This is a genomic window from Streptomyces sp. NPDC058335, from assembly GCF_042723915.1.
Taxonomy (GTDB): Bacteria; Actinomycetota; Actinomycetes; order Streptomycetales; family Streptomycetaceae; genus Streptomyces.
Window position 1 is genome coordinate 112,084 of sequence record NZ_JBHXHX010000005.1, and the last position, 25,766, is coordinate 137,849.

Genomic DNA, 25,766 nt, shown 5'->3' on the forward strand with positions numbered 1-25,766 from the left:
ACTGAGAGGGCTGAGGAGGCCGGGAGGCCCGGAGGCCGGAAGGCCCGGAGGCCCGGAAGGCCGGAAGGCCGGAAGGCCGGGGGCCTCAGCGGCGGGGCGGCTCGAGGCCCAGTACCCGGTCCTTCAGGGCGGGGAACTGCTCCCTCGTCGTCGCGACCTTCGCCGGGTCGAACTCCACGGTGAGGATCTCCTCGCCCGGCCCGGCCTCGGCCAGCACCTCGCCCCAGGGGTCGACCACGATCGAGTGACCGGCCTGCGGAACTCCGGCGTGCGTCCCGGCCGTTCCACACGCGAGCACGAACGCCTGGTTCTCCACCGCCCGCGCCTGAGCCAGCAGCGTCCAGTGCGCCCGGCGGCGCTCCGGCCAGCCCGCGGGGACGACCAGGGTCTCGGCGCCGGCGTCGACGAGACCGCGGAAGAGTTCGGGGAAACGGAGGTCGTAGCAGGTGGCCACACCCAGGGTCGTCTCGGGCAGGCGTACCGTCACCAGATCCCGCCCCGCGCCCATCAGCACGGCCTCGCCCTTGTCGAAGCCGAAGCGGTGGATCTTGCGGTAGGCGGCGGCCAGCTCACCGGAGGGGGAGAAGACGAGCGAGGTGTTGTAGAGGGGACCGTCAGGGTCGCGCTCGGGGATCGAGCCCGCGTGCAGCCACACGCCCGCCTCGCTCGCGGCCTTGGCCATCGCCTCGTGCGTCGGGCCGTCCAGCGGCTCGGCCTCGGCGGCGAACTCCTCGTAGGCGAAGGCTCCGGTCGTCCACAGTTCGGGCAGGACCACCAGGTCGGCGACACCGGCCTGGTCCCGTACCAGAGACGCGACCCGACCCCGCCGCGATTCGACCGATTCACCCTCATCTACGGCGATCTGGATCAAAGAGGCGCGCACACTACCACCGTCCTGGCATTCGAGCCGTTCACACGGGCCTACGATCGTCACACGAAAGCACTGCCGGGGTGCCTCACAGCAGCGTAACTTGGGGGTCCCCCCAGCCTCGAGCGCAGGCGAGAACTGGGGGAGTTCCAAGACACCGCCGAGAGCCACCTCCCGCTGGCAAACCCGCCACCGCCCGTGTACCGACCGCCGAGGGGTCCCGTTCCGTGAGTCTGCATCCCACCCTCCAGCCCTACGCCGACGCCTGGACCCACTCCATCGAAGCGATATCCGAGCTGGTGCAGCCGCTTGTCGAGGGTGAGTGGAACAGGCGGACGCCGTGCCCCGGATGGTCGGTCCGCGACCTCGTCTCGCATGTCATCGGCCTGGACAGCGAGATGTACGGCGATCCGCGCCCCATCCACACGCTCCCGCGCGACCTCTTCCACGTCACCAACGACTTCCAGCGCTACATGGAGATGCAGGTCGACGTCCGCCGCCACCACACGGCGCCCGAGATGACCTCCGAGCTGGAACTCTCGATCATCCGCCGCAACCGCCAGCTGCGGAACGAGACGCGTCAGCCGGACACCCTGGTCCGCGGCCCCCTCGGCACCGAGCTGACCCTCGAGGAGTCGATGCGCAACCACGCGTTCGCCGTGTGGGTGCACGAGCAGGACCTCCGGACCGCCCTCGGCCGCCCCGGCAACCTCGACTCCCCCGGCGCGCACATCGCCCGTGACGTGCTGCTCGACGCGCTGCCGGCCGTCGTCGCCGAGAAGGCTGACGCGCCGCGCAGTTCCGCGATCGTCTTCGACGTCCACGGGCCCATCGAGTTCCTGCGCACGATCCGCGTCGACATCCAGGGCCGCGGCACCCTGGAGACGGCCCCCGCGCTCGGCCCCGCCGCCGCCTTCGCCCTCGACTGGGAGACGTACGTCCGTCTGGCCTGCGGCCGGGTGACCCCGGAGGCGGTGGCGGACCGCGTGAAGGCCGAGGGCGAGCCGGAGCTGACGGCGGCGATCCTGCGGAACTTCGCGGTGACGCGGTAACGCCGACCAGGTGTGGAGAACGGGCGAGCCCGCCGCGATGATCGCGGCGGGCTCATTCTCGTGTCCTTGCCGGCGTCAGCTGATCTTCGCGTAGCCGAACTTGATGAGCTTCTGCACGTCCGCTGTGCGGTTGGCCGCCGAGGACGACGTGAGGACAGCGCCCATCACCGACTCGCCGTTGAGCGTGGCGGCGAAGACCAGGCAGTACTTGGCCTCGGTGCCGGAGCCGGTCTTGATGCCGAGCGTGCCGTTCCAGCCGAGCAGGGTGTTGGTGTTGGTCCACGGCGCCATCGTGCGCGTGGAACCGGTCTTCGTGATCGTCTTCGCCGTGTACGACTTGGCCTTGACCACGGCGCGGAAGGTGGAGCTCTTCATCGCGCTGCGGCCGAGCAGCGTCAGGTCGCGCACCGACGAGTAGTTGGAGCCCTTGCTGATGCCGTCGAACGAGTCGAAGTGCGTGTTCTTCATGCCCAGGGCCTTGGCCGTGGTGTTCATCTTGCCGATGAACGACTTCACCCGCGCGGCGCGCGTGGTGCCCGTGCCGAACTTGTCGGCGAGCGCGTACGCCGCGTCACAGCCCGACGGGAGCATCAGCCCGTAGAGCAGCTGCCGGACGGTGACCTTGTCACCGACGATCAGCTTGGCGTTGGAGGCGTAGTTGTTGGCGATGATGTAGTCGCTGTACGCCTTCTGGACCGTGACCTTGGCGTCCAGGTTCAGGTTCGCCTGCGACAGCACCACCTTCGCGGTCATGATCTTCGTCGTGGAGGCGGTGAGCCTCCTGGTGTCGGCGCTCTTCGCGTAGAGGGCCGTGCCCGTGGCGCTGTTCATCACGAAGCCGCTCTTGGCGGTGATCGTCGGCACCGTGACAGCCTGCGCGGGTGCCGCGAAGAGAACTCCCGTGGAGAACATCGCGCCGGCCGTCACGGCGACGGCGGCGGCTCTGGGAACACGGAAGCCCTTGGTGGCGGTTATCAACTGAAATACCCCGATTACGTCGAATGCCCCTGCGATGCGGCCGAGTTGGAGGGGAAGACAGAAGGGGCCGCATGTGTGTGACACGTAAGTAGCACAGATAGTTGTGCGCCCGCTGCGAGGAAATCCTCGGACCCGCCCGTCCGACCCCCCGGCGACCATATGCTGGACCCGCCTCCCCCTTGCGTACGTGTTGTATCTATCCTGTCCGCATGCCTCCCGTCGCGCCCGCGCCCGTCAAGCAGCCCCCCGCAGCCGACCGCGTCTACGCACACGTCAAGCAGGGTGTCCTGGACCGTCGTTACGAAGGTGGCGTCCTCCTCACCGAGGGCGAGCTGGCCGAGGCCGTCGGGGTCTCCCGCACGCCGGTGCGCGAAGCGCTGCTGCGTCTGGAGGCCGAGGGGCTGATCAAGCTCTATCCGAAGAAGGGCGCCCTGGTCCTGCCGGTCTCCGCACAGGAGATCAAGGACGTCGTCGAGACCCGGCTGCTGGTCGAGGAGCACGCGGCACGCAAGGCCGTCCCCGCGCCCGCCGGGCTGATCCGGCGGCTCGAAGAACTCCTGGAGCAGCAGAAGGCGCAGGCCGCCGCCGGTGATCTGGCCGGAGCCGCCGTCACCGACCGCTGTTTCCACGCCGAGATCGTCCGCAGCGGCGGCAACGACATCCTGTCCCGGCTCTACGACCAACTGCGCGACCGCCAGCTGCGGATGGGCGTCGCCGTGATGCACTCCCACCCCGACCGGATCGCCAAGACCCTCGCCGAGCACGAGGAGATCCTCCAGGCCCTGCGCTCCGGGGACGCGGAGGCGGCCGTGGGCATCGTCCACCGGCACGTCGGCTGGTTCTCGCACCTCGCGCGGGGTGAGGTCCGATGAGCAACATCACCCGGCCGGGTGACCCGCCCGGCGGGCGGCGCGCGACAGCCGTGTGGGGGATCGGCGTCTCCGTCTACTTCGTCGCCGTCATCTTCCGTACGTCGCTGGGCGTGGCCGGCCTCGACGCCGCCGACCGCTTCCACGTGAACGCCTCGGCCCTGTCGACCTTCTCGATCCTCCAACTGCTGGTCTACGCCGGCATGCAGATACCCGTCGGCCTGCTGGTCGACCGGCTCGGCACCAAGAAGGTGCTGGCCATCGGCGTCGTCCTGTTCACCGCCGGACAGCTCGGCTTCGCCTTCTCCCCCACGTACGGCACCGCCCTCGCCTCGCGCGCGCTGCTCGGCTGCGGCGACGCGATGACGTTCATCAGCGTGCTGCGGCTCGGCAGCCGCTGGTTCCCCGCCCGGCGCGGCCCCCTGGTCGCACAGCTCGCGGGCCTGGCCGGCATGGCGGGCAACCTCGTCTCCACCCTGCTCCTGGCCCGGCTGCTGCACGGCATCGGATGGACGGCCGCGTTCGCGGGCAGCGCGCTCGCCGGTGTCGTCGTGTTCGTCCTGCTCCTGCTGTTCCTCAAGGACCACCCCGAGGGACACGAGCCCGAGCCGTTCCCGCACCGGGGCGCCGCCTACGTACGGCGGCAGATCGCCGCGTCCTGGCGGGAGCCGGGCACACGGCTGGGGCTGTGGGTGCACTTCACCACGCAGTTCCCGGCGATGGTGTTCCTGCTGCTGTGGGGCATGCCGTTCCTCGTCGAGGCGCAGGGCCTCACCCGCGCCACGGCCGGCGAACTGCTGACCCTGGTCGTCCTGTCCAACATGGCCGTCGGACTCGTCTACGGCCAGGTCGTCGCCCGGCACCACGGGGCGCGGCTTCCGCTGGCGCTCGGCACCGTCGGGGCGACCGCGCTGCTGTGGGCGACCACGCTGGCCTACCCCGGCGAACACGCCCCGATGTGGCTGCTCGTCGTGCTGTGCACGGTGCTGGGCGCCTGCGGACCGGCGTCGATGCTCGGCTTCGACTTCGCGCGGCCCGCGAATCCGCCCGAGCGGCAGGGCACCGCGTCCGGGATCACCAACATGGGCGGGTTCGTCGCCTCCATGACGACCCTCTTCGCGATCGGCGTGCTGCTGGACGCGACCGGGAACGACTACCGGATCGCCTTCTCCTCGGTGTTCGTGCTCCAGGCGCTCGGGGTCAGCCAGATCCTGCGGTTGCGCTCGCGCGCGGCTCGACGGGAGAAGGAGCGGTTGGTCGCCAGCCGGGTGTCCTCCGTACATGTGCCCGCGTAGCACGCGAGGCCGGCCGACACGGCGGGCAAATCCTGTTGTCCGCACGCCCGTTCGGGATCTAGCGTGATCGCCTACGACGTGTAGCTCAGTAGCAGAGCACCGGGCTTGAGACCCGGAGGGCGCGGGGGCGGAACCCGCCACGTCGGCGCATCGGCGTGTAGCTCAGCAGGAGAGCACCGGGCTCTTATCCCGGAGGGCACGGGGGCAGAACCCGTCACGCCGGCTTATGAATCACGACGCTGACCAGCAGCACCTCGTAGAGGCGAACCCGGGCCACGCGTCCGGCCAACTGGCCAAGGCGCTCACCACCGCCCGCACCCACCAGTACCCCGAGACCCGCCGCCGCGCGGAGGAACGGGGCCGGCGTTGGCGTGACGTCCTGTCGGGCATGACGGGCGGACTGCTGACGATCGGCTCCCGCACGCCCGTCGCGGGTCTGCCCGCCTGGGTCACGCCCGAGGTCGTGCGCGGCGGCTTCGCCACCGGGCAGCCGGCCGCCGGCGGACCCCTGCTCGCCCACGAGACCGAGGCCGCGCGCCGGGCGGGCGTCCCGGAGAACCGGCGGGACCTGTTCGCGTACTGGCTGTCCGAGGAAGGCCTCGGCCGGCTCTACGAGCTGCTCGACACGGGCCGGTACGAGGTGACCGTGCCCGAGGAGGCCGCCCTGCTCACCGTGGCGTGGCTGGCGCGGGCCGGGGAGACGGACGCGGCCCTGGACCTCGTCGAGGAACTCGCCCCGTTCGCCGACCGCCTGCGGTTCGCGCCGCACCCGTCCGACCTTCCGGCGCCCGACCCCGGCGCCGTGCACCGCCGTACCGTCGGCGAGGCCGTCGACACGCTCGTGCGGCGCACGCCCAGCCGGGCCGTGGAGACACAGCGCGAGGCGCTGACCGTGTGGCAGCCGTTCGGCGACGAACTGCTCGCCCTCTGGCTGGAGACCGCCGACGACGACGGCCTCGTCCTGGCCCGCACCCCCGACGCCGGCTGGCGCGAGCGGGGCGCCGAGCTGCTGCGCCGCTACGCCGACCTGGCGCGCCGGCACACGTACTGCACCAAGCACCTCCGGCCCGGGCAGAACCTGACGATCCTGCGAGACGCGCTGGAGGAGACCGTCGGCGGGCGGGAGCTGGACACGCGCCGGACCGGGCTGCTGCGGCACGCCGTCACCTCCATGGTGCGGCGGCGCGGGCTGCCCGGCTCCGCGCGGCTGACGGCGCTGCGCCGGGAGCAGGCCGTTCAGGCGGCGCTGCCCTCGCACCACGCGCTCGCCCAGCTGGTGCTGCGCCGGCTGGCCGGGCTGCCGCAGGAGGTGGGGGTCGCGGAGGTGGCGCCGCTCCTGCTCCCGGTGAGCGAGGACGAGGCCCGGGAGACCGGGCTGCCCGTGGGCGCCGCGGTCCCGGCCGCCCTGCGGCGGCCCGTCGAGGCCGCGTTGAGCGCGCCCGTCGGCACCCTCGTGGAGCAGGGTCTCGTGCCGTCCGCGGAGGTGCTGGCCGAGCTGGTCCCGCAGCTCGTCGCCGTCACCACCGCGCAGGCCTACCCGGACGAGGCCCTGCGGACGCTGGCCGCCGCGGGCTACCGGGCCTTCCGCAACCGCCGTTCGCTGCTGCTGCTCAACCTCGAACGGCAGGTGCGGGCGGAGGAGCTGCCCTGGGTGAAGGCGGTGGCCGGGCAGCGCTCCGCCACCGAGGCGGGCGAGGAGTCCGCGCTCGCCCTGCGGCAGCTGGGTGAGCTGGCCGTGCAGGCGTTCCCGGCGACCGTCCTGCCCAACCCGCTGGTCCGCGAGCTGTCCGTGCTGGCCCGCGAGGCCGAGCTGGGCGCTCCCCTGGTGGAGGAGCTGGCCGCGGACATCTTCATGGGCACGTTCACCCCGAAGTACCTCGCCGCGGCCCGCGTCGCGGCGGAACTCCTCGGCGGGGGCTCGCTGTACGAGCGCTACTACGCCATCGACTACCGCGCGATCCGCACCATGGCGATCACCGAGGCCGCCGAGGCCCAGACCCGGCGAAACCGGTCGCGCACCTCCCCGGGGTTCGCGAAGCTGTGCGCCGAACGGGCCGCGTCGTCCTCGTCCAGCCGCCGGTACGACGGCTCCACGGCCGCCAACGGCACGGTGATCGAGCAGGCGCAGATCCTCACCACGCACAACCTCGCCACGCTGGTCCACCGGGTCGGCATCGCCCCCGCCACCGGCTGGGAGGACCTGGCCCGGCGCAGCTTCGGCACGGTGTGCCGGCTGACCGCCCGGATGCAGGGCAACCCGTGGCCCCTGACCACCATCAAGGACGCTGCCTACGCCTGGCGCCAGATGCTGTTCCACCTGTCCCTCTGCACGGCGGAGGAGCAGGCCCGCGCCCTGACCTGGGTGGCGGAGGAGGCCGGACGCCAGCCGGGTCATGTCACGGACCGTCTGGCCCCGGCACTCACGGGTCTGCGCCAGGTCGCCGAGGGCGGCTCGGCGGACACCGGGGCGGGCCGACGGCTGCTGGGGTGGAGCACCGGAGGGCATTGGATGCGCGGGCCGGGGGGTGCCGGGGGGAGGTGAGGCGGTGTGTCCCGCCCTCACCCGCATCAGGCTCAGCCTTCGCATCGGCCTTCGCATCGGCCTTCGCCTTCGGATGAGGCCGCGTACCTGTCACCGGGTACGCGGCCTCCCCGGACGGGGTGGGGTCTCAGCCCCAGGTGATCAATCTCTTCGGCTGCTCCAGGACGGCCGCCACGTCGGCGAGGACCTTGGAGCCCAGTTCGCCGTCGACCAGGCGGTGGTCGAAGCTCAGCGCCAGGGTGGTGACCTGACGCGGCTTCACCTTGCCCTTGTGGACCCACGGCTGGAGCTTGATCGCGCCGACCGCGAGGATCGCGGACTCGCCGGGGTTGAGGATCGGCGTGCCGGTGTCGACGCCGAAGACGCCGACGTTGGTGATGGTGACCGTGCCGCCCTGCATGGCCGCCGGGGACGTCCTGCCCTCGCGCGCCGTCGCCACCAGCTCGCCGAGTGCCTCGGCCAGTTGGGGCAGCGTCTTGTCGTGGGCGTCCTTGATGTTCGGCACGATCAGCCCGCGCGGGGTCGCGGCCGCGATGCCCAGGTTGACGTAGTGCTTGCGCACGATCTCCTGGTTGGCCTCGTCCCAGGACGCGTTGACGTCCGGGTTGCGCTTGATGGCGACCAGCAGGGCCTTGGCGATCAGCAGGAGCGGATTGACCCGGAGGCCCGCCATCCCGTACTTGTCGGGGTCCCGCTTGAGCTCCTCGACGAGCTTCATCGTGCGCGTGACGTCGACCGTCACGAACTCGGTGACATGCGGCGCCGTGAACGCCGAGCCGACCATCGCCTGGGCCGTCGCCTTGCGCACGCCCTTGACCGGGATACGCGTCTCACGGCCCGAGTCGTACGAGGCCGCCGGGGCCGGAGCCGCGAGGGTGGCCGACGCGGAGGTGACCGACGCGGAGGTGACCGACGCGGAGGTGACCGACGCGGAGGTGACCGGCGGCAGGGGCTGCGGTGCCGTCGGCCGGGCCGGAGCCTGCGCCGGGGCCGCCGCGGCGGCGTGGACGTCCTCGCGCGTGATGATGCCGTCCGGGCCGGACGGGGCCACCGAGGCGAGGTCCACGCCCAGGTCCTTGGCCAGCTTGCGCACGGGCGGCTTGGCCAGCGGACGCGGCCGGTCGGCGGCCATGGGCGGGGCGGAGGTGGGCGCCGACGGGACGGGGGTGGCCACCGGGACCGTCCCCTGTCCGTTCAGCTCCGCCTGGACGGCCGCGGAGACCGACGCGGACTCCTGGGCGGGGATCTCGGCGGCCTTGCGCGGGCGGCGCTTGGTGGAGGACGCGGCCACGCCGTAGCCGACGAGAACCGGCTGGCGGCCGGACCCCTGCGCCTTCGGCTCCTCGGGCTGCTCCTCCACAGCGGTGGCGGGAGCGGCGGCCGGGGCCGACCCGCCCGACACGTCCACCGCGATGATCGACGTGCCCACGTCGACCGTGGTGCCCTCGGGGAACCGCAGCTCGCGCACCACACCGTCGTAGGGGATGGGCAGTTCCACGGCGGCCTTGGCCGTCTCGACCTCGCACACCACCTGGCCGTCGGTCACCGTGTCGCCGGGCTGGACATACCACTTGAGGATCTCGGCCTCGGTGAGTCCCTCGCCCACGTCGGGCATCTTGAACTCGCGTACGGACGCTTCCGTCATCGTCGTCACGACCCTCTCCTCAGTACGCCAGGGCGCGGTCGACGGTGTCGAGTACCCGGTCCAGGCCCGGCAGGTACTCGTCTTCCAGGCGGGCCGGCGGGTACGGGGCGTGGTAGCCGCCGACCCGGAGCACCGGGGCCTCCAGGTGGTAGAAGCAGCGCTCCGTGATCCGGGCGGCGATCTCCGCGCCCGAACCGAAGAACACCGGCGCCTCGTGGACGACGACCAGACGGCGGGTCTTCTCGACGGAGGCCTGGATGGAGTCGAAGTCGAGCGGGGAGACCGAGCGCAGGTCCAGGACCTCCAGGTTCTTGCCCTCCTCGGTGGCCGCGGCGGCGGCCTCCTGGCAGAGCTTCACCATCGGGCCGTAGGCGACGAGGGTCAGGTCGGTGCCCTCGCGGACGACCCGTGCCTTGTGCAGGGGGCCGGGGATCGCCTCGGGGTCGACCTCGCCCTTGTCCCAGTAGCGCCGCTTGGGCTCGAAGAAGATCACCGGGTCGTCGCTCTGGATGGCCTGCTGCATCATCCAGTAGGCGTCGTCGGCGTTCGACGGGGAGACCACCTTCAGACCCGCCACGTGCGCGAAGAGCGACTCGGGGGACTCGGAGTGGTGCTCGACGGCGCCGATGCCACCGCCGTAGGGGATGCGGATGACGACCGGCATCTTGATCTTGCCGAGCGCACGCGCGTGCATCTTCGCGAGCTGGGTGACGATCTGGTCGTAGGCCGGGAAGACGAAGCCGTCGAACTGGATCTCCACCACCGGGCGGTAACCGCGCAGGGCCAGGCCGATGGCCGTGCCCACGATGCCCGACTCGGCGAGCGGGGTGTCGATGACGCGGGACTCGCCGAAGTCCTTCTGGAGGCCGTCCGTCACCCGGAACACGCCGCCCAGCTTGCCGACGTCCTCGCCCATGACGAGAACCTTCGGGTCCGACTCCAGGGCCTTGCGCAGCGACTCGTTGATCGCCTTGGCGAGGGCCATCTTCTCCGCCATCTCAGTTACCCCCCTCGGAAGCGTCCGCGAACGACGCCTGGTAGGCGGCGAACTGGGCCCGCTCCTCGTCGACGAGCGCATGCCCGTCCGCGTACACGTTCTCGAAGATGGCGAAGTGGTCCGGGTCCGGCATGGAACGGACCGCTTCGCGCACTCGCCTGCCCAACGCCTCGCTCTCGGCCTCGAGTTCCGCGAAGAATCCCTCGTCCGTGTGGTTTGACGCCTCCAGGAACCGGCGCAGGCGCAGGATCGGGTCCTTCGCCTCCCAGGCCGCCCGCTCGTCGTCGTGGCGGTAGCGGGTCGGGTCGTCGGAGGTGGTGTGGGCACCCATGCGGTACGTGTACGCCTCGACGAGGGTCGGGCCCTCGCCCCTGCGGGCCCGCTCCAGCGCCCACTTGGTGACCGCGAGGCAGCCGAGGACGTCGTTGCCGTCGACGCGGACGCCGGGGAAGCCGTAGCCCTGGGCGCGCTGGTAGAGCGGCACGCGGGTCTGCTTCTCGGTCGGCTCGGAGATCGCCCACTGGTTGTTCTGGCAGAAGAACACCACCGGCGCGTTGTAGACCGCGGAGAAGGTGAACGACTCGGCCACGTCGCCCTGGCTGGAGGCGCCGTCGCCGAAGTAGGCGATGACCGCCGAGTCGGCGCCGTCCTTGGCCACGCCCATCGCGTAGCCCGTGGCGTGCAGCGTCTGGGAGCCGATGACGATCGTGTAGAGGTGGAAGTTGTTGCCGTTGGGGTCCCAGCCGCCGTTGTTGACGCCGCGGAACATGCCCAGCAGGTTCGCCGGGTCGACACCGCGGCACCAGGCGACGCCGTGCTCCCGGTAGGTCGGGAAGACGTAGTCGTCGTCGCGCAGGGCCCGGCCGGAACCGATCTGGGCGGCCTCCTGGCCGAGCAGCGAGGCCCACAGGCCCAGCTCGCCCTGGCGCTGGAGGGAGGTGGCCTCGGCGTCGAAGCGGCGGGTGAGCACCATGTCGCGGTAGAGACCGCGCAGCTCCTCGGGCGTGACATCGGCGACGTACGGGTCGTACTCGGCGTTCTTCACGCGCTTGCCCTCGGGCGTCAGCAGCTGCACGAGCTGGGGCTCGGCGGTGCCCTTCTTGGCGGCGGCGCGGGTGGTGCGAGGGGCGCGCTTGACGCCGGTGCCGGTGGCCTTGGCCGCCGCGCCGGTGGCCTCGGCCGCCGTCTCGGTGCCGGTGCCGGTGGCGCCGGCCTTGCCTCCGGCGCTGCGTCGCGGCTTGCGCGCGGCAGTGCTCTCCACGGTCACGTGTGCTCCTCCGTCGGTCCGGCCCCCGGGGTTGCCGGGTGACCAGTGCGGCTCACCTGTTCCGAAACCCGTGCACGGGGTGGGTGCCCTCGGCCGGAACAGGCGTGACAGGTGCCCCGGCGAGCGCCCTGCAAGCCTCACGTTACCCAGTGCGCCACATTTCTGTGAAACCCCACCTGACCTGCGTTTTTGCTTGGATTTCCAAGTAAATCGGCAAAGTCGGGAAGGAGCCTGGTCACAGCCTTGCAGGAGGCCGGAGCAACGGCACGTTATCCCGCGCACCCAGGCCACGGGAAGACTTCACGCTCGGGAGTGCCTCCGCACGCGTAACAGGACAACCCAGGCATTTCTTCACGAGTACCACCTGCCGGTCACCTTGCGACACATGAACGCCCACGCGGTGGACGACACCCCGTGGGACCACTTCGCAGCGGAGGTGCATCCCAAGCCGACCGCCCGAGATCACTTGTGACAGTCAGTGACGATCTGTGACAACGCCCAGCTCACAGCCTCGCTGCGTGCCCTAACATCGGCGCGTGCCGCGCTCCTGTGTACCACCCCTCATGCCTCACGCGCCCCCTTTGGGCGCTCTGCTCCGGCGCTACGCCGCCGGTTCCGCGCTCGCCTGCGAGCCCGTCGACCAGGGGCTGCTGAACCGCGGCTACCGGCTGCGCACCACCCGCGGCCGCTACTTCCTCAAGCACCACTTCGACCCCGACACCGCCGACCCGGCCTCGATCGTCCGCCAGCACCGGGCCACCCAGCGCCTGGCCGACCTGGGCGTGCCGGTGGCGCCCCCGCTGCCCGGCCGCGACGGGCGCACGGTGGCCGTCGTCGGCGGCCATGCCTACGCCCTGCACCCGTGGGTCGACGGCCGGCACCGCCACGGAGCCCAGCTCACCCCCGGCGCGTGCGGACGCCTGGGGGCGCTGCTGGGGGTGGTCCACGCAAGCCTGGAGCGCGTGATGCCCGCCCACGCGCGGGCACGCGCCACTCCAGCCGAGAGCCCCGCTCCCGCCGACACCTTCGCCCTGATCGACGACCTCCTCGCACGCGTACGCGAGCACCGCCCCGCCGACTCCTTCGACGAGCTGGCCCGCCACCGGCTCCTGGAACGCCGCATCCTGCTGGAACGCCATGCCGACCGCCGCCCTCCGCACAGCGGCCCGGTCGGCTGGGTGCACGGCGACTTCCACCCCTTCAACCTGCTCTACCGCGGGGACGCCCCCGCCGCCATCGTCGACTGGGACCGGCTCGGCGTGCAGCCCCGCGCGGAGGAGGCCGTACGCGCCGCCGCGATCTTCTTCGTCCGGCCCGACGGCACCCTCGACCTGCCGAAGGCACGGGCGTACGCGCGCGCGTACCGGCCGGCCGCCGGGGCCACGCCCTCCGAGCTGGCGGCGGCCGTGCACCGGGTGTGGTGGGAGCGCCTGAACGACTTCTGGATGCTGCGCTGGCACTACGAGCGCGGCGACACCCGCGCCGACCCGCAGTTCCCGGCCGCCTCCGCCCTCGCGGTGTGGTGGACACGGGAGTACGACGCGGTGTGCGACGCGTTCACGGACTGAGGCCGAGGGCTGCTGAAGGGGCGCCCCTGGAAACGACTACGCGCGCGTGAGGCCCCGTCAGAGGGTCACGCGCGCGTGCGGTGCGTCGGTACGTCGTGGTCAGCGGGTGGTGAGGCCTCCCAGGCCGCTCGCGCCACCGTTCTCCCCACCGCCGTCGGTCTCGGGCTCCGTCACCGGATCGCTCGGCTCGGTTTCCGGGTCGCTCGGCTCCTCCGACACGGTGTCGCTCGTCTGGGGGTCCGACGGCTCGTCCGACGGCTCGCTGCTGTAGCTCGGAGACGGTGAGTACGACGGCGTGTAGGACGGCGTCCAGTTGGACCCGGAGTTCGAACCGGTGCTGCCGTCGGAGGTGTCCTCCGACGACTCGTCGGTCGGCGACTGACTCGGCGACTCGCTCGCCTGGTCGTCCGACGCGGACGGTGTGGCGCTCGGCGACTTCGTGGTCCCGCTCCCGCCGCCGCCCGTGCCCTGGTTGTTCAGCGCGAGCGCGACGCCCGCGGCGATCGCGATCACCGCGAGGACGGCGAGGATCCACAGCTTGCCGCGGCCGCTGCCCCGGTTGCCGCCCCCCTCGAACCCGCCGTCGTCACCGTTGCCGTAGCCCGCGGGCAGGATCGGCTGGGGGATCTGCGAGGTGTGGGAACCGTCGGCGCCGTGCGACAGCGCGGTCGTGCTCGCGAAGCCCGCCGCGGCGGCACCCGCGCCGGTGCCCGCCCCGACCGGGCCGGTGTTCCAGGTGCCGGTGTGGGCGCCCTGTTCGTACAGCATCTGGAGCCCGTACTGAATGAGGCCGCGCATCTCCTCCGCGGTCTGGAACCGGTCGTCGGGGTCCTTGGCGAGAGAACGCATGACGAGGCCGTCGAGTTCCGGCGGGCACACGCCCTCCGAGGTCCGCGACGGCGGCACCGGGATGTCCTGCACATGCTGGTAGACCACCGACAGCGGGGTCTCACCGGTGAACGGCGGGCGCAGCGCGAGCAGTTCGTACAGCAGGCAGCCCGTGGCGTACAGGTCGGAGCGGTGGTCGACGGCCTTGCCGAGCGCCTGTTCCGGGGAGAGGTACTGCGGGGTGCCCATGACCATGCCGGTCTGCGTCATCGTCGTCGACGCGCCGTGCAGGGCGCGCGCGATGCCGAAGTCCATCACCTTCACCGCGCCGTTGTCCGTGATGATCACGTTCGCCGGCTTGATGTCGCGGTGCACGATGCCGTGCTGGTGCGAGTAGGCGAGCGCCTCCAGCACCCCGGAGACGATGATCAGCGCCTGCTCGGGGCCCGGCGCCTCGGCGTTGAGGAGCAGGTCGCGGATCGTCCGCCCCTCGACCAGCTCCATCACGATGTACGGCACGCTCTGGCCGCCGACGACATCCTCGCCGGAGTCGTACACGGCGACGATCGCGTGGTGGTTGAGGCCGGCCACCGACTGGGCCTCGCGCGTGAAGCGGGCCTTGGACACCGGGTCCTCGGCGAGGTCGGCGCGCAGCAGCTTGACCGCGACGGTACGGCCGAGACGCACATCCTCGGCGGCGAACACCTCCGCCATGCCGCCCCGCCCGAGTCTGCCGGTCAGCCGGTAACGGCCGTCCCCGACAAGTCCGCCGTTACCCCACATCTCCGGCGCATCTGACATACCGCCGCCAGTCGCCTCGGGGTCGGACGGGCCCTGAGCGCGCTGCTGCTGTGCCATCAGTCCTCGCCGTCGTTTCTGCCCGCGGTGCGCGCGGTGTTGTCACGGTCTCCGTCGGCCACGCTACAGCCTCCGCGCAAGCCGCCGGTCCGGGATCAGCCCGGGTATCGGAGGGAGACGGATCGGCCATCAAACCCGCACTCCGCGCCGGCGTGCAAATTCTGTGTACCGGCCGTACGGCACCTGTAACGCTTACGCGACTCTTCTTTCGCGTACGGTCACGGAACGGGCACCGAGCTTGACGTGTCAGTGCCCTGGGGCAGACTTGGCCGGGAATAGCACTTTCGATCAATGGCAAGCCACGGCGAGCGGCAGCGCCGGTGGGCTGACGGGGGACGCAGAGAATGAGCCAGGACGGCGCGCAGGGCCGGTACGCGGGGCGGGCGCTCGCCGGCGGCCGCTATCAGCTGCGCGACTTGCTCGGCGAGGGCGGTATGGCCTCGGTGCACCTCGCCTACGACTCGGTGCTCGACCGGCAGGTCGCGGTCAAGACGCTCCACACCGAACTGGGCCGCGAGCAGGCCTTCCGCGAGCGTTTCCGCCGCGAGGCCCAGGCCGTGGCCAAGCTCACCCACACCAACATCGTCTCGGTCTTCGACACCGGCGAGGACGATGTCGACGGCATGACCACCCCGTACATCGTCATGGAGTACATCGAGGGCCGCCCGCTCGGCTCGGTGCTCGACGAGGACGTACGGCGGCAGGGCGCGATGCCCGCCGACAAGGCGCTGAAGATCACCGCGGACGTGCTGGCCGCTCTGGAGATCAGCCACGAGATGGGCCTGGTCCACCGCGACATCAAGCCCGGCAACGTGATGATGACCAAGCGCGGCGTCGTCAAGGTGATGGACTTCGGCATCGCGCGCGCCATGCAGTCCGGCGTCACCTCGATGACGCAGACCGGCATGGTCGTCGGCACCCCGCAGTACCTCTCGCCCGAGCAGGCCCTCGGCCGCGCCGTGGACGCGCGCTCCGACCTGTACTCGGTCGGCATCATGCTGTTCCAACTGGTCACCGGGCGGCTGCCGTTCGACGCCGACTCGCCGCTGGCGATCGCGTACGCGCATGTGCAGGAGGAGCCGGTGGCTCCCTCCTCCATCAACCGCGCGCTGCCGCCGGCCGTCGACGCGCTCGTCGCCCGCGCGCTGAAGAAGAACCCGAACGAGCGCTTCCCCACCGCCGTCGCCATGCGCGACGAGTGCCTGCGCGTCGCGACCTCCTTCCAGCCGGCCCCGCCGAGCATCGTGCCGGGCACCCCCTCGCAGAGCGGCTCGGGCGTCGGCTCCGCCGTGTTCCCTCCGGTCGGCCAGAACTCCCAGCCCTCCGTGGGCAGCGTCCAGACGCCGTACCAGTCGGCCCCGACGCCCAACCCGTACGGCACTCCCTCGACGCCCGCCCCGTCGTACGGCTATCCGCAGCAGGGCTACCAGACGCCCGCTCCGGCGTACGGCCACCAGCAGGGGCCGAACACCCCGCCCGCGTACAACATGAGCCCGCAGGCCTCGGCCGCGGGAACCCCGGGCGGCGGCCGCAGGAACAACGCGGGAGCGCTCGTCGGGTCGGCGATCGTGGCCATCGCGACCGTCGGCGCCCTGATCGGGACCCTCGCGAACAGCGGCAGTGACGACGACAAGGGCGGCGATCCCACCACCTCCTCCGCGGCGCCGACGCAGGCCGCCGGTTACCGCGGCCCGGACACGTCGAAGACGATCGACACGTCCGAGTGCACGGAGCCGCAGGAGGCGTACAACGACCCGGACAAGATCCGGCTCCCGGACTTCAAGTTCAAGAACATCGACTCGGTCAAGGCGTGTTTCCAGGCGGCCGGTTGGTCGATCAAGGAAAAGGACCTGGACGAGAACACCTACGGCGACGGCACGGTCATGAACCAGTTCCCGTCCGCCGGGACGGACGTCGACCCGGAGGACATGCCGGAGATCGAGCTGAGCGTCTCCACGGGCAACCCGCCGTCTTGACCCGGAGCAACCGAGAAGGGCCCGGCGTCGGTCGCCGGGCCCTTCTCTTCGTCGGTACAAAAAAGGTGGTTGTTGTCGGTACAGGTGTGGTCGGTACGGGTCTACAGGTAAGACTCTAAAAAAAGCGGCTCTACAGGTACGGGCCGCCCGAACGGCCGCCCGCGCGCGGGTCGTCGGCGCCTTCCTGGCCGCCCACGCCCGGCGGCAGCGCGCGGCGCATCTGCTCCAACTGGGCGCGCGCGGCCATCTGCTGGGCGAACAGCGTGGTCTGGATGCCGTGGAACAGGCCTTCCAGCCAGCCCACCAACTGGGCCTGTGCGATGCGCAGTTCCGCATCGCTCGGGGTCGAATCCTCGTTGAACGGCAGGGAGAGCCGCTCCAGCTCCTCGACCAGCTCCGGCGCCAGGCCGTCCTCCAACTCCTTCACCGAGCTCGCGTGGATCTCCTTGAGCCGGACGCGGCTGGCCTCGTCGAGAGGAGCCGCACGCACTTCCTCGAGCAACTGCTTGATCATGCTTCCGATCCGCATGACCTTCGCCGGCTGCTCGACCTGTTCGGTCACGGGGATCTCGCGGGAGTCGTCGTCCGCGTCGATGCCGCCGAGTGCCATGCCGTCCTGGCCCACGACCAGGATCTTCTGGGCGTTCTCCGGCGACCGTTCGTTCCTCGGCATCTCCATGCCGCCATTCTCTCGCACCCGTACACCTCATCACCGTGGTGCCCCCCGTGAAGGCCGATCCGCCGTTTTCCCGTTCGGCGCAGTCCGGAATGCGACGCTCATTCCGGCATGTGAGGCTTGTGGCCTCAATTTCTGGCGACTGAACACCGGGAGGGGGTCACGGGCGTGACTCCATGGCGGCGGGGGCTGTGCGGGGTGGGTGTGGGGACGGGACTGCTGGTGGCCGTGCTGCCGTACGGGGGCGTCTCGGCGGACGCGGCGGCGGTATCGGCGTACGGGGGTGTATCGGCGTACGGCGACGTGTCGGCGTACGGGAGCGGGCAGGCGTACGACCGTGGCTCCACGCGCAGCCCTGGAGCGACGGACGGGCCCGGCCGGGCGCACGGACGTCCCGGTTCGACGCTCTCGCCGGGGCAGGGGCCGGGGCACGAACGCACCCCGTCGTATCCCAGGGATCCGTCGTCCATCCCCGTATCGACCTCCCCGGCCGGGTCGGCGTCCGCCTCCTCCGCCTCCTTCTCCTCGTCCGCCTCGCCGTCCGTGTCTCCCGGTGGCCCCGATCGGCGGGCCGGGAGCCGGGCCGGGGAGGGGCGGGTGCGGCCCGGTCGCACGGGTGGGGCGGCCGAGGAGGACCCGGAGGTTCTCGACGAGGAGACGGACGCCGCCGAGGAAGCGGGCTTCGACGAGGAGCCCGCCGAGGAGTCGGCGGCCGAGGCTCCGCGCGAGGCCGGGCTCGCCCCGTCCGCCTCGCCGCAGGCCGCGCGGCGGGCCGACGCCGCCGAGGAGCAGCCCGTCGGACGGATGCTGCGGATCCTGCCCCTCGGCAGCGGTCTGGTTCTCATCGGTCTAGGCCTCGGCCTCGCCTTCGTCGGCCTGCGGCTGCGCCGCGGCTAGCGGGAACGGCGGCGCCGTCTCACCGCGCGACCAACAGGACCTTGCCGACGTGCCCGCTGTCCTCGACGACCCGGTGCGCCGCGGGCGCGTCGCTCATCGGGAGTTCGCGGTCCACGACGGGACGGACATGGCCGGCGGCGAGCAGCGGCCAGACGTGTTCGCGTACGGCCGCGACGATCGACGCCTTCTCGCCGAGGGGGCGGGCCCGCAGCGAGGCCGCGCTGATCGCGGCGCGCTTGCCGAGGAGCGCGCCGATGTTCAGCTCGCCCTTGACGCCGCCCTGCATGCCGATGATCGCCAGCCTGCCGTTGACGGCGAGGCTCTGGACGTTGCGGTCCAGGTACTTGGCGCCCATGTTGTCGAGGATGACGTCGGCGCCGGCGCCGGCGGTGGCCTGCTTGATCTCGGCGACGAAGTCCTGCTCGCGGTAGTTGATCAGGATGTCCGCGCCCAGTTCGGCGCACCGCTCCAGCTTCTCCTTGCTGCCCGCGGTGACGGCGACCGTGGCGCCGACGGCCTTGGCCAGCTGGATGGCCATGGTGCCGATACCGCTGGAGCCGCCGTGCACCAGCAGCGTCTCGCCGGGGCGGAGGTGGGAGATCATGAAGACGTTCGACCAGACCGTGCAGGCCACCTCGGGCAGCGCCGCGGCCCGCACGAGGTCGACCCCCTCCGGCACGGGCAGCAGCTGTCCGGCCGGCACGGCGACCTTCTCGGCATATCCGCCGCCCGCGAGCAGGGCACACACCTCGTCGCCGACGGCCCAGCCGGAGACGCCGGGGCCGAGCGCGGTGATCCGGCCGGAGCACTCGAGGCCGGGGTAGGGCGAGGCGCCCGGCGGCGGGTTGTAGAAGCCCTGCCGCTGAAGGACGTCGGCACGGTTGACGGCACTGGCCACCACCTCGACCAGGGCCTCGCCCTCGCCGGGCACGGGATCGGGGACCTCGTCCCACACCAGCGCCTCGGGACCACCAGGTTCGGGAATCGTGATCGCATGCATGAGAGGGACGCTACCCCTCGGTCGTTGGTCGCAGCCTTCTCGGTCGTTGGGCTGATCCGCGGCGAAAACCCTGTGCGCGACCGATGAATTCGCGCAACGGTAAAGGTCTGCCCATGCATCACCCAAATGCACGGAAGGACACCCCACCATGAGCCAGCACACCGCCGGCCTGGCGATCGAGACCGCGGGCCTGGTGAAGGCGTTCGGGGAGACCCGGGCCGTGGACGGCGTGGACCTCGCCGTCCCCACCGGCACCGTCTACGGCGTCCTCGGCCCGAACGGCGCCGGCAAGACGACCACCGTGAAGATGCTCGCCACCCTCCTGCGGCCCGACGGCGGCCAGGCCCACGTCTTCGGCCACGACGTGGTCCGCGAGGCCGACACGGTGCGCGGCCTGGTCAGCCTCACCGGGCAGTACGCGTCCGTGGACGAGGACCTCACCGGCGCCGAGAATCTGGTGCTGCTGGCCCGGCTGCTCGGACATGCCAAGAAGGCCGCGCGCGAGCGGACCGCACAGCTGCTGGAGGCCTTCGGGCTCACCGACGCGGCCTCGAAGCAGGTCAAGCACTACTCGGGCGGCATGCGCCGCCGTATCGACATCGCCGCGTCCATCCTCAGCACGCCCGACCTGCTCTTCCTCGACGAGCCGACGACCGGGCTCGACCCGCGCAGCCGCAACCAGGTGTGGGACATCGTGCGGGCGGTGGTCGCGCAGGGCACCACCGTGCTGCTGACCACCCAGTACCTGGACGAGGCCGACCAGCTGGCGTCCCGTATCGCCGTCATCGACCGCGGCAAGGTGATCGCCGAGGGCACGAAGGGCGAGCTGAAGGCGTCCGTGGGTGCCGGCTCCGTCCATCTGCGGCTGCGGGACGCCGAGCAGCGTCCACAGGCCGCGGAGGTGCTGAGCAGGGTGCTGAACGCGCAGGTGCAGCACGACCCCGACCCGGTGGCCCTGACGGCCCGGCTGGCCGCCGCATCCGGCGACACGGCCGCCGAGCAGGCCGCACGGGCCCTGAGCGAGCTGGCCAGGACGGGGATCACCGTCGACAACTTCTCGCTGGGTCAGCCCAGCCTGGACGAGGTCTTCCTCGCCCTCACCGGACACGACACCCAGGCGGACGACGCCGTGAAGAACGAGGTGGCCGCATGAGCACCGTGACGACGAACGAGACCCAGGACCTCGCGCCCGTCCGGGCCGACTCCCTCGCGGCACTGCTGGTCGCCAAGGAGCGCCCGCCACGGCCGAGTGCCTGGTCGGCCTCCCTCACCTTCGGCTGGCGGGCCATCCTCAAGATCAAACACGTGCCGGAGCAGCTGTTCGACGTGACGGCGTTCCCGATCATGATGGTGCTGATGTACACGTACCTCTTCGGAGGCGCCCTGGCCGGGTCGCCGAAGGAGTACATCCAGTTCCTGCTGCCGGGCATCCTGGTGATGTCGGTCGTGATGATCACGATGTACACGGGCGTCTCGGTGAACACGGACATCGAGAAGGGCGTGTTCGACCGGTTCCGCTCGCTGCCGATCTGGCGGCCGTCGACGATGGTCGGCTATCTCCTCGGCGACGCCCTGCGCTACACCATCGCGTCCGTGGTGATGCTCACCGTCGGCATGATCCTCGGCTACCGGCCGGACGGCGGGGTGCTCGGCGTCGTCGCCGGGATCGCCCTGCTGATCGTCTTCTCGTTCGCGTTCTCGTGGGTCTGGACGATGTTCGGACTCCTGCTGCGCACCGAGAAGTCGGTGATGGGCGTCAGCATGATGGTGATCTTCCCGCTGACCTTCCTGTCCAACGTGTTCGTCGACCCGAAGACCATGCCGGGCTGGCTCCAGGCGTTCGTCAACAACAGCCCGGTCACCCACCTCGCCTCCGCGGTCCGCGGGCTGATGGCCGGCGACTGGCCGGCCGCCGAGGTCGCCTGGTCCCTGGGATGGGCGGGCCTGTTCGTGCTGGTCTTCGGGCCGGTGACGATGCGGCTGTACAACCGCAAGTAGGGGCCTGCGGACCGGTTCAGAAGCGCAGTGCCTTCGGCGGTTCCGGAGGCACTCGCACGATGGTGACCAGACGGTCGGTCAGCTCCAGCACGCCGACGGCCGGGTCGTCGTAGGCCAGCACCCGGTGACCGCGGACGACGCTCACCACCAGGTCGGCCGTCTCGCGTGGGGTACGCCCCGACTCGGCCTTGGTGACCGGCCGTTCGACGATGTCGAGACCGCTGCCCTGGTGCATGAGGTCCTCCATCACCCGGCCCGCCGCGGGGCTGAGCACGGACAGGCCGAGGAGCCGCCCGGCCGCTCCCGCGCTGGTGATGACCTCGTCTGCGCCGGACTGCTTCAGCAGCGGCGCGTTCTCCTCCTCGCGCACCGCGGCCACGATCTTCGCCCGCGGGTTCAGCTGGCGGGCCGTCAGCGCCACGAGGACGGCCGTGTCGTCGCGTTCCGTCGCGATGATGATCCGCCCGGCCCGCTGCACCTCCGCCCGCCGCAGCACGTCACTACGGGTGCCGTCACCGACCACGCCCTCGTAGCCCTCGGCCGTCGCCGCCTCGATCATCTTGGCGCCGGGGTCGATCACGATGACCTGCTCCTTCCGCAGGCCCGACGCACAGGCGGTCCGGATCGCGGACCGGCCTTTCGTGCCGAAGCCGACGACGACAGTGTGGTCGCGCAAGGGGACCTCCGGGTTGCTGGGCGAAAGCTCTGTACGCAACGGGTGTCGCGTCCTGACGGGTGCGACTCCGCCGGGAACCATGGTGCCCACCGATCGGATCACCACCACAGGGGGCCACGCGATGCGAGACCAAGAACGACACCCGGCCGGGCCGGGACGGCTCTCACTCCTCCGGTCGCTGTGGTACCGCTCGCGCGCCGAGGCACGGGACGACGCCGAGGCGGGCCGCTCCATCACGATGCCCCTGCAGAGCGCCCTCCCCCCGCTCCAGCAGGTGCTGCGCCGCCTCTCCCTGGGCCTGCTGGTGCTGTTGGTCACCACGTTGATCGTCTACCTCGACCACGACGGCTACAACGACAACTCGGACGGCACCCTCGACTTCCTCGACGCCGCCTATTACGCCACCGTCACCCTTTCCACCACCGGCTACGGCGACATCACCCCGGTCAGCGACTCCGCCCGGCTCGTCAACATCCTCGTCATCACGCCGCTGCGCGTGCTGTTCCTCATCATCCTGGTCGGCACCACCCTCGAAGTCCTCACCGAGCGCACCCGCCAGCAGGTCCGCATCCACCGCTGGCGCAGCCGCACCCACCGGCATGTCGTGGTCGTCGGCTACGGCACCAAGGGCCGGCACGCGGTGGAGACGCTCGTCGGGCAGGGCATCCCCAAGGACCAGATCGTCGTGGTCGACGTCCAGGGCAAGGCCGCGCACGCGGCCGGGGACGACGGGCTGGTGTCGGTGATCGGGGACGCCACCCGCTCGGAGACCCTCCTCAAGGCGGAGGTCGCCCACGCCTCCCGGGTGATCGTGGCCCCGCAGCGCGACGACACCGCCGCACTGGTCACGCTCACCGCCCGCCAGCTGAACCGGCGCGCCACGATCGTCGTCGCCGCGAGGGAAGACGAGAACGTGCCGCTGCTCAAGCAGAGCGGCGCGGACACCGTGATCACCAGCTCCAGCTCCGCCGGACGGCTGCTGGGCGTCGCCATGGTCAGCCCCACCGTGGCCAGGACCCTGGAGGACCTCATGACCCTCGGCAGCGGCCTGGACCTCATCGAACGCCCCGTCACCAAGCAGGAGGCCGGCCAGTCGCCGCGCGCCTCCGCGGACCTCGTCGTGGCCGTCGTCCGCGGCAAGGACCTCCTGGACTTCGCCGACGCCCGCCTCACACAGCTCCAGGCCGGGGACCGGGTGATCACCGTGAGCCGGGCGAAGGCGGTCGCGGCCGAACAGGCGTGACGCGGGTGCCGGGTGCCGGGTGCCGGGTGCCGGGTGCCGGGTGCCGGGTGCCGGGTGCCGGGCAACTCGGACGCTTCACGGAATGTTTCACGTGAAACAGGCCGAGCTGGCCTATCCGGGTGTTTCACGTGAAACAACGGGATGACTACACCCCTTCGGATGTTTCACGTGAAACAGGCATCGATCCCGGCTGCGGCCCACGGAAGATCGAGCAGCTCCGCCTCCTGACCGACCCGCGCACCACCGGGCGGTACGACGGCGAGGGCGTCGGCCGCTGCGATCCCCCGCAGCATCGCCGGGCCGTTGTAGTGCAGCGGCACAGCGTGATCGCCGCGCAGGACGACCGGGACGAGCCGGGTGTCATGCGGGTGACCATGTGCCGCATCCCGCAGAGGCAGCGTGTACGGCTCCGGAGCGAGTCGGCCGGCGAGGGTGCGCAGCAGGGGCTCGGCAAGCGTGAGCAGCCCGGAGACGGCCGCGAGCGGGTTGCCCGGCAAGCCGACGAGGTACCGGTCCTCCGCGATCCTGGCCAGCAGCATGGGGTGCCCTGGACGCACCTCGACGCCGTCGACCAGCAGCTCGGCGCCGACGCGACTCAGGGTCGGGTGGACATGGTCGACGGGCCCCGCGGCCGTGCCGCCGGTGGTGACGATCAGGTCGGCCGAAGATGTGGTGAGAGCCTGATGCAGGGCCTTCGCGTCGTCGCCGAGCCTGCGCAGGGCCACCACCTCGGCGCCCATCGCCCGTAGCCACGGGGGCAGCATCGGGCCGAGCGCGTCACGGATGAGCCCGTCGTACGGGCGGCCCTCGGTGAGCAGTTCGTCGCCCAGGACGAGCACCTCGACGCGGGGGCGGGGGACCGCGGCGAGCGTGTCGTATCCGGCGGCCGCGGCGAGTCCCAGGACGGCCGGGGTCACCAACGCTCCCGCGGGCAGCAACTGATCGCCGCTACGGCACTCCTGGCCACGCGGACGGATGTCCTGGCCGTGCTGGAGGTCCCGGTCGGGGTGCAGTCGGCCCTTCTCGTCGGTACGCCCGTGCTCGCTGCGCAGCACCGCGGTCGTGTCCGGAGGGATCCGGGCGCCGGTGGCGATCCGGACCGCCTCGCCGTCGACGAGGCGCACGGGCCCGTCCTGGCCGGCCAGAACGCCCTCGTCGCGTACGGCCCAGGGGCCGGGCCCGGCGACCGCCCAGCCGTCCATCGCGGAGGTGTCGAAGGAGGGCAGGTCGGTGAGGGCGGTGAGAGGGGCGGCCAGGACGAGGCCGAGGGCGTCCTCAAGGGTGACGGAGACGGGCGTACGGCGGGCGGCGAGGGAGCGGGCGGCACGAGCGGCGCGGGTGCGGGCGTCCGCCCAGGGGGTCGCGGAGGTCTTCCGGTGCCGTGCTTCGGGGGCGGGGGCGGCGTGGGAGCCGTGGCCCTGCCGGTGGCCGTGGCCGTGTGTGGCTGCCGGGTCGGGGGTCGCGTCGGCCGCCGGGCGGGCGGGTCGGTTGCCGTCGTTCACGAGGGCGAGCACCTCCTCGACGTCGAGGTCCTCGGCGTCCTGGCCGTCCCGGATGCCGGGGGCGGTCATCCGGCGTCCGGGCGGGTGTCGGGCGTGGCGTCGGGGGCCACTTCGGGCTGTCCGGCGGCCGGGGCGACACCGGGGGCGGTCCCGTCGGCCTTGTCGGCGGTTCTGTCGGCCCCGCTGGTCTCGTCGGCCCAGCGGATCGCCAGGGCGGTGGCCTTGCGGGCCGCCTCGGCGACGGCTTCGGGGCTCCCTCCGGCCCGCCCGGCGGCATAACCGACCAGGAAGGTGGTCAGGGGGGCCGCGGGCCTCGCCACTCCGTGGGCGGCGTCGCGTGCGAGATCGAGGAGAACGCCGGTGTCGACGTCGAGATCGATGCCCAGCTCGTCCTTGACTGCGGAAATCCATTCATCCAACACGTGGCCATGCTCCCTGATCCGTGCTCTGGCGGCGGCGATGTCGTCCCAGGTGTCGCAGTCGAAGGACGCGACAGGGTCGGGGACATGGGTGAGGTCGAGCCCGGCGGTCAGCCGGCGCAGGGGCAGCCCCGTGAGGCCGCCGTGCTCCTCGCCCAGCGCCGACAGTTCGCGGCGCAGGGCGTGCGTGCGGTAGGCGGCGACGAGCGGCTGGTCGCGGCCGTCGGCGTCGGTGAGCAGCGCGCCCTCGGCGCCCTGCCCGTCCAGGGCGGCCAGCAGTCGCCGGACGGTGTCCGCCACGAGGAACGGCAGGTCGGCGGAGAGGACGACGACGGTGTCGGCGGTGGTGTGGCGCAGCCCGGCGCCGAGTGCGGCCACGGGGCCGGCGCCGGGCGGGTCCTCTCGCGCCCAGCGCACGGGCCGGGCGGTCGGCCGTGGGTCGGCGACGACCACGGTCGTGCGCGCGTCGGCGCAGGCGCCGAGAACCCGGTCGAGCAGCGCCCGCCCGCCGATCCGCACACCGGGTTTGTCGGCGCCGCCGAGCCGGCGGGCCCCGCCACCGGCGAGCACGACGGCATCATGGGCGAGGGGCCCGTCGACGCGCTGAGCGGA

General features: G+C 71.7%; 20 protein-coding genes, 2 tRNA genes and 1 pseudogene. 12 read left to right on the forward strand and 11 right to left on the reverse strand.

Going from position 1 to position 25,766, the window contains the following annotated elements; translation table 11 throughout:
* Window positions 1-85: 85 nt before the first annotated feature.
* The gene (locus tag ACFWJX_RS10750) at window positions 86-883 is read right to left on the reverse strand and encodes a carbon-nitrogen family hydrolase (protein WP_383239964.1); all 798 of its coding nucleotides are present in this window, start codon (window positions 881-883) and stop codon (window positions 86-88) included.
* A gap of 212 nt (window positions 884-1,095) precedes the next feature.
* On the opposite strand from ACFWJX_RS10750, the gene ACFWJX_RS10755 reads away from it, so the two are divergent.
* The gene (locus tag ACFWJX_RS10755) at window positions 1,096-1,920 is read left to right on the forward strand and encodes a maleylpyruvate isomerase family mycothiol-dependent enzyme (RefSeq protein WP_383239966.1); all 825 of its coding nucleotides are present in this window, start codon (window positions 1,096-1,098) and stop codon (window positions 1,918-1,920) included.
* Between the two features lie 75 nt (window positions 1,921-1,995).
* Here the strand turns inward: ACFWJX_RS10755 and ACFWJX_RS10760 are convergent, their stop codons facing one another.
* Window positions 1,996-2,898 (reverse strand): D-alanyl-D-alanine carboxypeptidase family protein, encoded by a 903-nt coding sequence (locus ACFWJX_RS10760; protein WP_383239969.1) that lies wholly within the window; start codon window positions 2,896-2,898, stop codon window positions 1,996-1,998.
* A gap of 209 nt (window positions 2,899-3,107) precedes the next feature.
* Here ACFWJX_RS10760 and ACFWJX_RS10765 point away from each other — a divergent pair, with 209 nt between their 5' ends.
* The 5 genes from ACFWJX_RS10765 to ACFWJX_RS10785 all read left to right on the forward strand — a co-directional run bounded on the left by ACFWJX_RS10765 (window position 3,108) and on the right by ACFWJX_RS10785 (window position 7,604).
* Window positions 3,108-3,770 carry a GntR family transcriptional regulator gene (locus tag ACFWJX_RS10765; protein ID WP_383239972.1) on the forward strand — a complete coding sequence of 221 codons (663 nt, stop codon included), beginning with the start codon at window positions 3,108-3,110 and terminating at the stop codon, window positions 3,768-3,770.
* Window positions 3,767-5,062, forward strand: coding sequence for a nitrate/nitrite transporter (locus ACFWJX_RS10770; RefSeq protein WP_383239974.1), 1,296 nt, complete (start codon window positions 3,767-3,769; stop codon window positions 5,060-5,062). Before ACFWJX_RS10765 ends, ACFWJX_RS10770 begins: the two co-directional genes overlap by 4 nt.
* 74 nt (window positions 5,063-5,136) lie before the next feature.
* A tRNA-Ser gene (locus ACFWJX_RS10775) sits at window positions 5,137-5,208 on the forward strand.
* 5 nt (window positions 5,209-5,213) lie between these two features.
* Window positions 5,214-5,285, forward strand: a tRNA-Lys gene (locus tag ACFWJX_RS10780).
* Window positions 5,286-5,288: 3 nt separating this feature from the next.
* Window positions 5,289-7,604, forward strand: a complete 2,316-nt coding sequence (locus ACFWJX_RS10785; protein WP_383239977.1) for a hypothetical protein — start codon at window positions 5,289-5,291, stop codon at window positions 7,602-7,604.
* Window positions 7,605-7,731: 127 nt separating this feature from the next.
* On the opposite strand, the gene ACFWJX_RS10790 is transcribed toward ACFWJX_RS10785, so the two are convergent.
* The 3 genes from ACFWJX_RS10790 to pdhA are packed head-to-tail and all read right to left on the reverse strand — an operon-like array spanning window position 7,732 to window position 11,513.
* Window positions 7,732-9,258 carry a dihydrolipoamide acetyltransferase family protein gene (locus ACFWJX_RS10790; RefSeq protein ID WP_383239980.1) on the reverse strand — a complete coding sequence of 509 codons (1,527 nt, stop codon included), beginning with the start codon at window positions 9,256-9,258 and terminating at the stop codon, window positions 7,732-7,734.
* A 10-nt stretch (window positions 9,259-9,268) separates the two neighbouring features.
* Complete coding sequence (locus ACFWJX_RS10795) at window positions 9,269-10,246, reverse strand: alpha-ketoacid dehydrogenase subunit beta (RefSeq protein WP_383239983.1); 978 nt, start codon at window positions 10,244-10,246, stop codon at window positions 9,269-9,271.
* A gap of 1 nt (window position 10,247) precedes the next feature.
* Window positions 10,248-11,513, reverse strand: coding sequence for a pyruvate dehydrogenase (acetyl-transferring) E1 component subunit alpha (pdhA, locus tag ACFWJX_RS10800; RefSeq protein WP_383239986.1), 1,266 nt, complete (start codon window positions 11,511-11,513; stop codon window positions 10,248-10,250).
* A 563-nt stretch (window positions 11,514-12,076) separates the two neighbouring features.
* On the opposite strand from pdhA, the gene ACFWJX_RS10805 reads away from it, so the two are divergent.
* A complete protein-coding gene (locus tag ACFWJX_RS10805) occupies window positions 12,077-13,081 on the forward strand; it encodes a phosphotransferase (protein ID WP_383239989.1) in 1,005 nt (334 codons plus the stop codon).
* 99 nt (window positions 13,082-13,180) lie between these two features.
* On the opposite strand, the gene ACFWJX_RS10810 is transcribed toward ACFWJX_RS10805, so the two are convergent.
* Window positions 13,181-14,767 carry a protein kinase gene (locus ACFWJX_RS10810; protein WP_383239992.1) on the reverse strand — a complete coding sequence of 529 codons (1,587 nt, stop codon included), beginning with the start codon at window positions 14,765-14,767 and terminating at the stop codon, window positions 13,181-13,183.
* Between the two features lie 344 nt (window positions 14,768-15,111).
* Between ACFWJX_RS10810 and ACFWJX_RS10815 the strand changes: the two genes are divergently transcribed.
* A complete protein-coding gene (locus ACFWJX_RS10815) occupies window positions 15,112-16,743 on the forward strand; it encodes a protein kinase (protein WP_383239995.1) in 1,632 nt (543 codons plus the stop codon).
* A 130-nt stretch (window positions 16,744-16,873) separates the two neighbouring features.
* Here ACFWJX_RS10815 and ACFWJX_RS10820 read toward each other — a convergent pair whose 3' ends face one another.
* Window positions 16,874-17,422: a bacterial proteasome activator family protein gene (locus ACFWJX_RS10820; RefSeq protein WP_383239998.1), complete on the reverse strand. Its 549-nt coding sequence runs from the start codon at window positions 17,420-17,422 to the stop codon at window positions 16,874-16,876.
* 165 nt (window positions 17,423-17,587) lie between these two features.
* Between ACFWJX_RS10820 and ACFWJX_RS10825 the strand changes: the two genes are divergently transcribed.
* Window positions 17,588-18,316 (forward strand): hypothetical protein, encoded by a 729-nt coding sequence (locus tag ACFWJX_RS10825; RefSeq protein ID WP_383240000.1) that lies wholly within the window; start codon window positions 17,588-17,590, stop codon window positions 18,314-18,316.
* Window positions 18,317-18,335: 19 nt separating this feature from the next.
* Here the strand turns inward: ACFWJX_RS10825 and ACFWJX_RS10830 are convergent, their stop codons facing one another.
* Window positions 18,336-19,316 carry an NAD(P)H-quinone oxidoreductase gene (locus ACFWJX_RS10830; protein WP_383240002.1) on the reverse strand — a complete coding sequence of 327 codons (981 nt, stop codon included), beginning with the start codon at window positions 19,314-19,316 and terminating at the stop codon, window positions 18,336-18,338.
* A 148-nt stretch (window positions 19,317-19,464) separates the two neighbouring features.
* On the opposite strand from ACFWJX_RS10830, the gene ACFWJX_RS10835 reads away from it, so the two are divergent.
* Both ACFWJX_RS10835 and ACFWJX_RS10840 read left to right on the forward strand, forming a co-directional pair.
* Window positions 19,465-20,469, forward strand: a complete 1,005-nt coding sequence (locus ACFWJX_RS10835) for an ATP-binding cassette domain-containing protein (protein WP_383240005.1) — start codon at window positions 19,465-19,467, stop codon at window positions 20,467-20,469.
* Window positions 20,466-21,314: an ABC transporter permease gene (locus ACFWJX_RS10840; RefSeq protein ID WP_383240008.1), complete on the forward strand. Its 849-nt coding sequence runs from the start codon at window positions 20,466-20,468 to the stop codon at window positions 21,312-21,314. The genes ACFWJX_RS10835 and ACFWJX_RS10840 overlap by 4 nt, the downstream gene beginning before the upstream one ends.
* 16 nt (window positions 21,315-21,330) lie before the next feature.
* Here the strand turns inward: ACFWJX_RS10840 and ACFWJX_RS10845 are convergent.
* A pseudogene (locus tag ACFWJX_RS10845) lies at window positions 21,331-21,990 on the reverse strand (potassium channel family protein); the annotation flags it as partial.
* Between the two features lie 121 nt (window positions 21,991-22,111).
* On the opposite strand from ACFWJX_RS10845, the gene ACFWJX_RS10850 reads away from it, so the two are divergent.
* The gene (locus ACFWJX_RS10850) at window positions 22,112-23,233 is read left to right on the forward strand and encodes a potassium channel family protein (RefSeq protein ID WP_383240011.1); all 1,122 of its coding nucleotides are present in this window, start codon (window positions 22,112-22,114) and stop codon (window positions 23,231-23,233) included.
* Window positions 23,234-23,397: 164 nt separating this feature from the next.
* On the opposite strand, the gene ACFWJX_RS10855 is transcribed toward ACFWJX_RS10850, so the two are convergent.
* Both ACFWJX_RS10855 and ACFWJX_RS10860 read right to left on the reverse strand, forming a co-directional pair.
* Complete coding sequence (locus ACFWJX_RS10855) at window positions 23,398-24,804, reverse strand: molybdopterin molybdotransferase MoeA (protein ID WP_383240014.1); 1,407 nt, start codon at window positions 24,802-24,804, stop codon at window positions 23,398-23,400.
* The gene (locus ACFWJX_RS10860; protein WP_383240800.1) at window positions 24,801-25,724 is read right to left on the reverse strand and encodes an NTP transferase domain-containing protein; all 924 of its coding nucleotides are present in this window, start codon (window positions 25,722-25,724) and stop codon (window positions 24,801-24,803) included. Before ACFWJX_RS10860 ends, ACFWJX_RS10855 begins: the two co-directional genes overlap by 4 nt.
* Window positions 25,725-25,766: the final 42 nt, after the last annotated feature.

Excerpts from the sequence above, each read along its gene's own strand:
- ACFWJX_RS10765 (WP_383239972.1), top strand. The coding sequence starts at position 3,108 with ATGCCTCCCGTCGCGCCCGCGCCCGTCAAGCAGCCCCCCGCAGCCGAC.
- ACFWJX_RS10770 (WP_383239974.1), top strand. The coding sequence starts at position 3,767 with ATGAGCAACATCACCCGGCCGGGTGACCCGCCCGGCGGGCGGCGCGCG.
- ACFWJX_RS10785 (WP_383239977.1), top strand. The coding sequence starts at position 5,289 with ATGAATCACGACGCTGACCAGCAGCACCTCGTAGAGGCGAACCCGGGC.
- ACFWJX_RS10795 (WP_383239983.1), bottom strand. The coding sequence starts at position 10,246 with ATGGCGGAGAAGATGGCCCTCGCCAAGGCGATCAACGAGTCGCTGCGC.
- ACFWJX_RS10805 (WP_383239989.1), top strand. The coding sequence starts at position 12,077 with ATGCCTCACGCGCCCCCTTTGGGCGCTCTGCTCCGGCGCTACGCCGCC.
- ACFWJX_RS10810 (WP_383239992.1), bottom strand. The coding sequence starts at position 14,767 with ATGGCACAGCAGCAGCGCGCTCAGGGCCCGTCCGACCCCGAGGCGACT.
- ACFWJX_RS10815 (WP_383239995.1), top strand. The coding sequence starts at position 15,112 with ATGAGCCAGGACGGCGCGCAGGGCCGGTACGCGGGGCGGGCGCTCGCC.
- ACFWJX_RS10820 (WP_383239998.1), bottom strand. The coding sequence starts at position 17,422 with ATGGAGATGCCGAGGAACGAACGGTCGCCGGAGAACGCCCAGAAGATC.
- ACFWJX_RS10830 (WP_383240002.1), bottom strand. The coding sequence starts at position 19,316 with ATGCATGCGATCACGATTCCCGAACCTGGTGGTCCCGAGGCGCTGGTG.
- ACFWJX_RS10835 (WP_383240005.1), top strand. The coding sequence starts at position 19,465 with ATGAGCCAGCACACCGCCGGCCTGGCGATCGAGACCGCGGGCCTGGTG.
- ACFWJX_RS10840 (WP_383240008.1), top strand. The coding sequence starts at position 20,466 with ATGAGCACCGTGACGACGAACGAGACCCAGGACCTCGCGCCCGTCCGG.
- ACFWJX_RS10850 (WP_383240011.1), top strand. The coding sequence starts at position 22,112 with ATGCGAGACCAAGAACGACACCCGGCCGGGCCGGGACGGCTCTCACTC.
- ACFWJX_RS10855 (WP_383240014.1), bottom strand. The coding sequence starts at position 24,804 with ATGACCGCCCCCGGCATCCGGGACGGCCAGGACGCCGAGGACCTCGAC.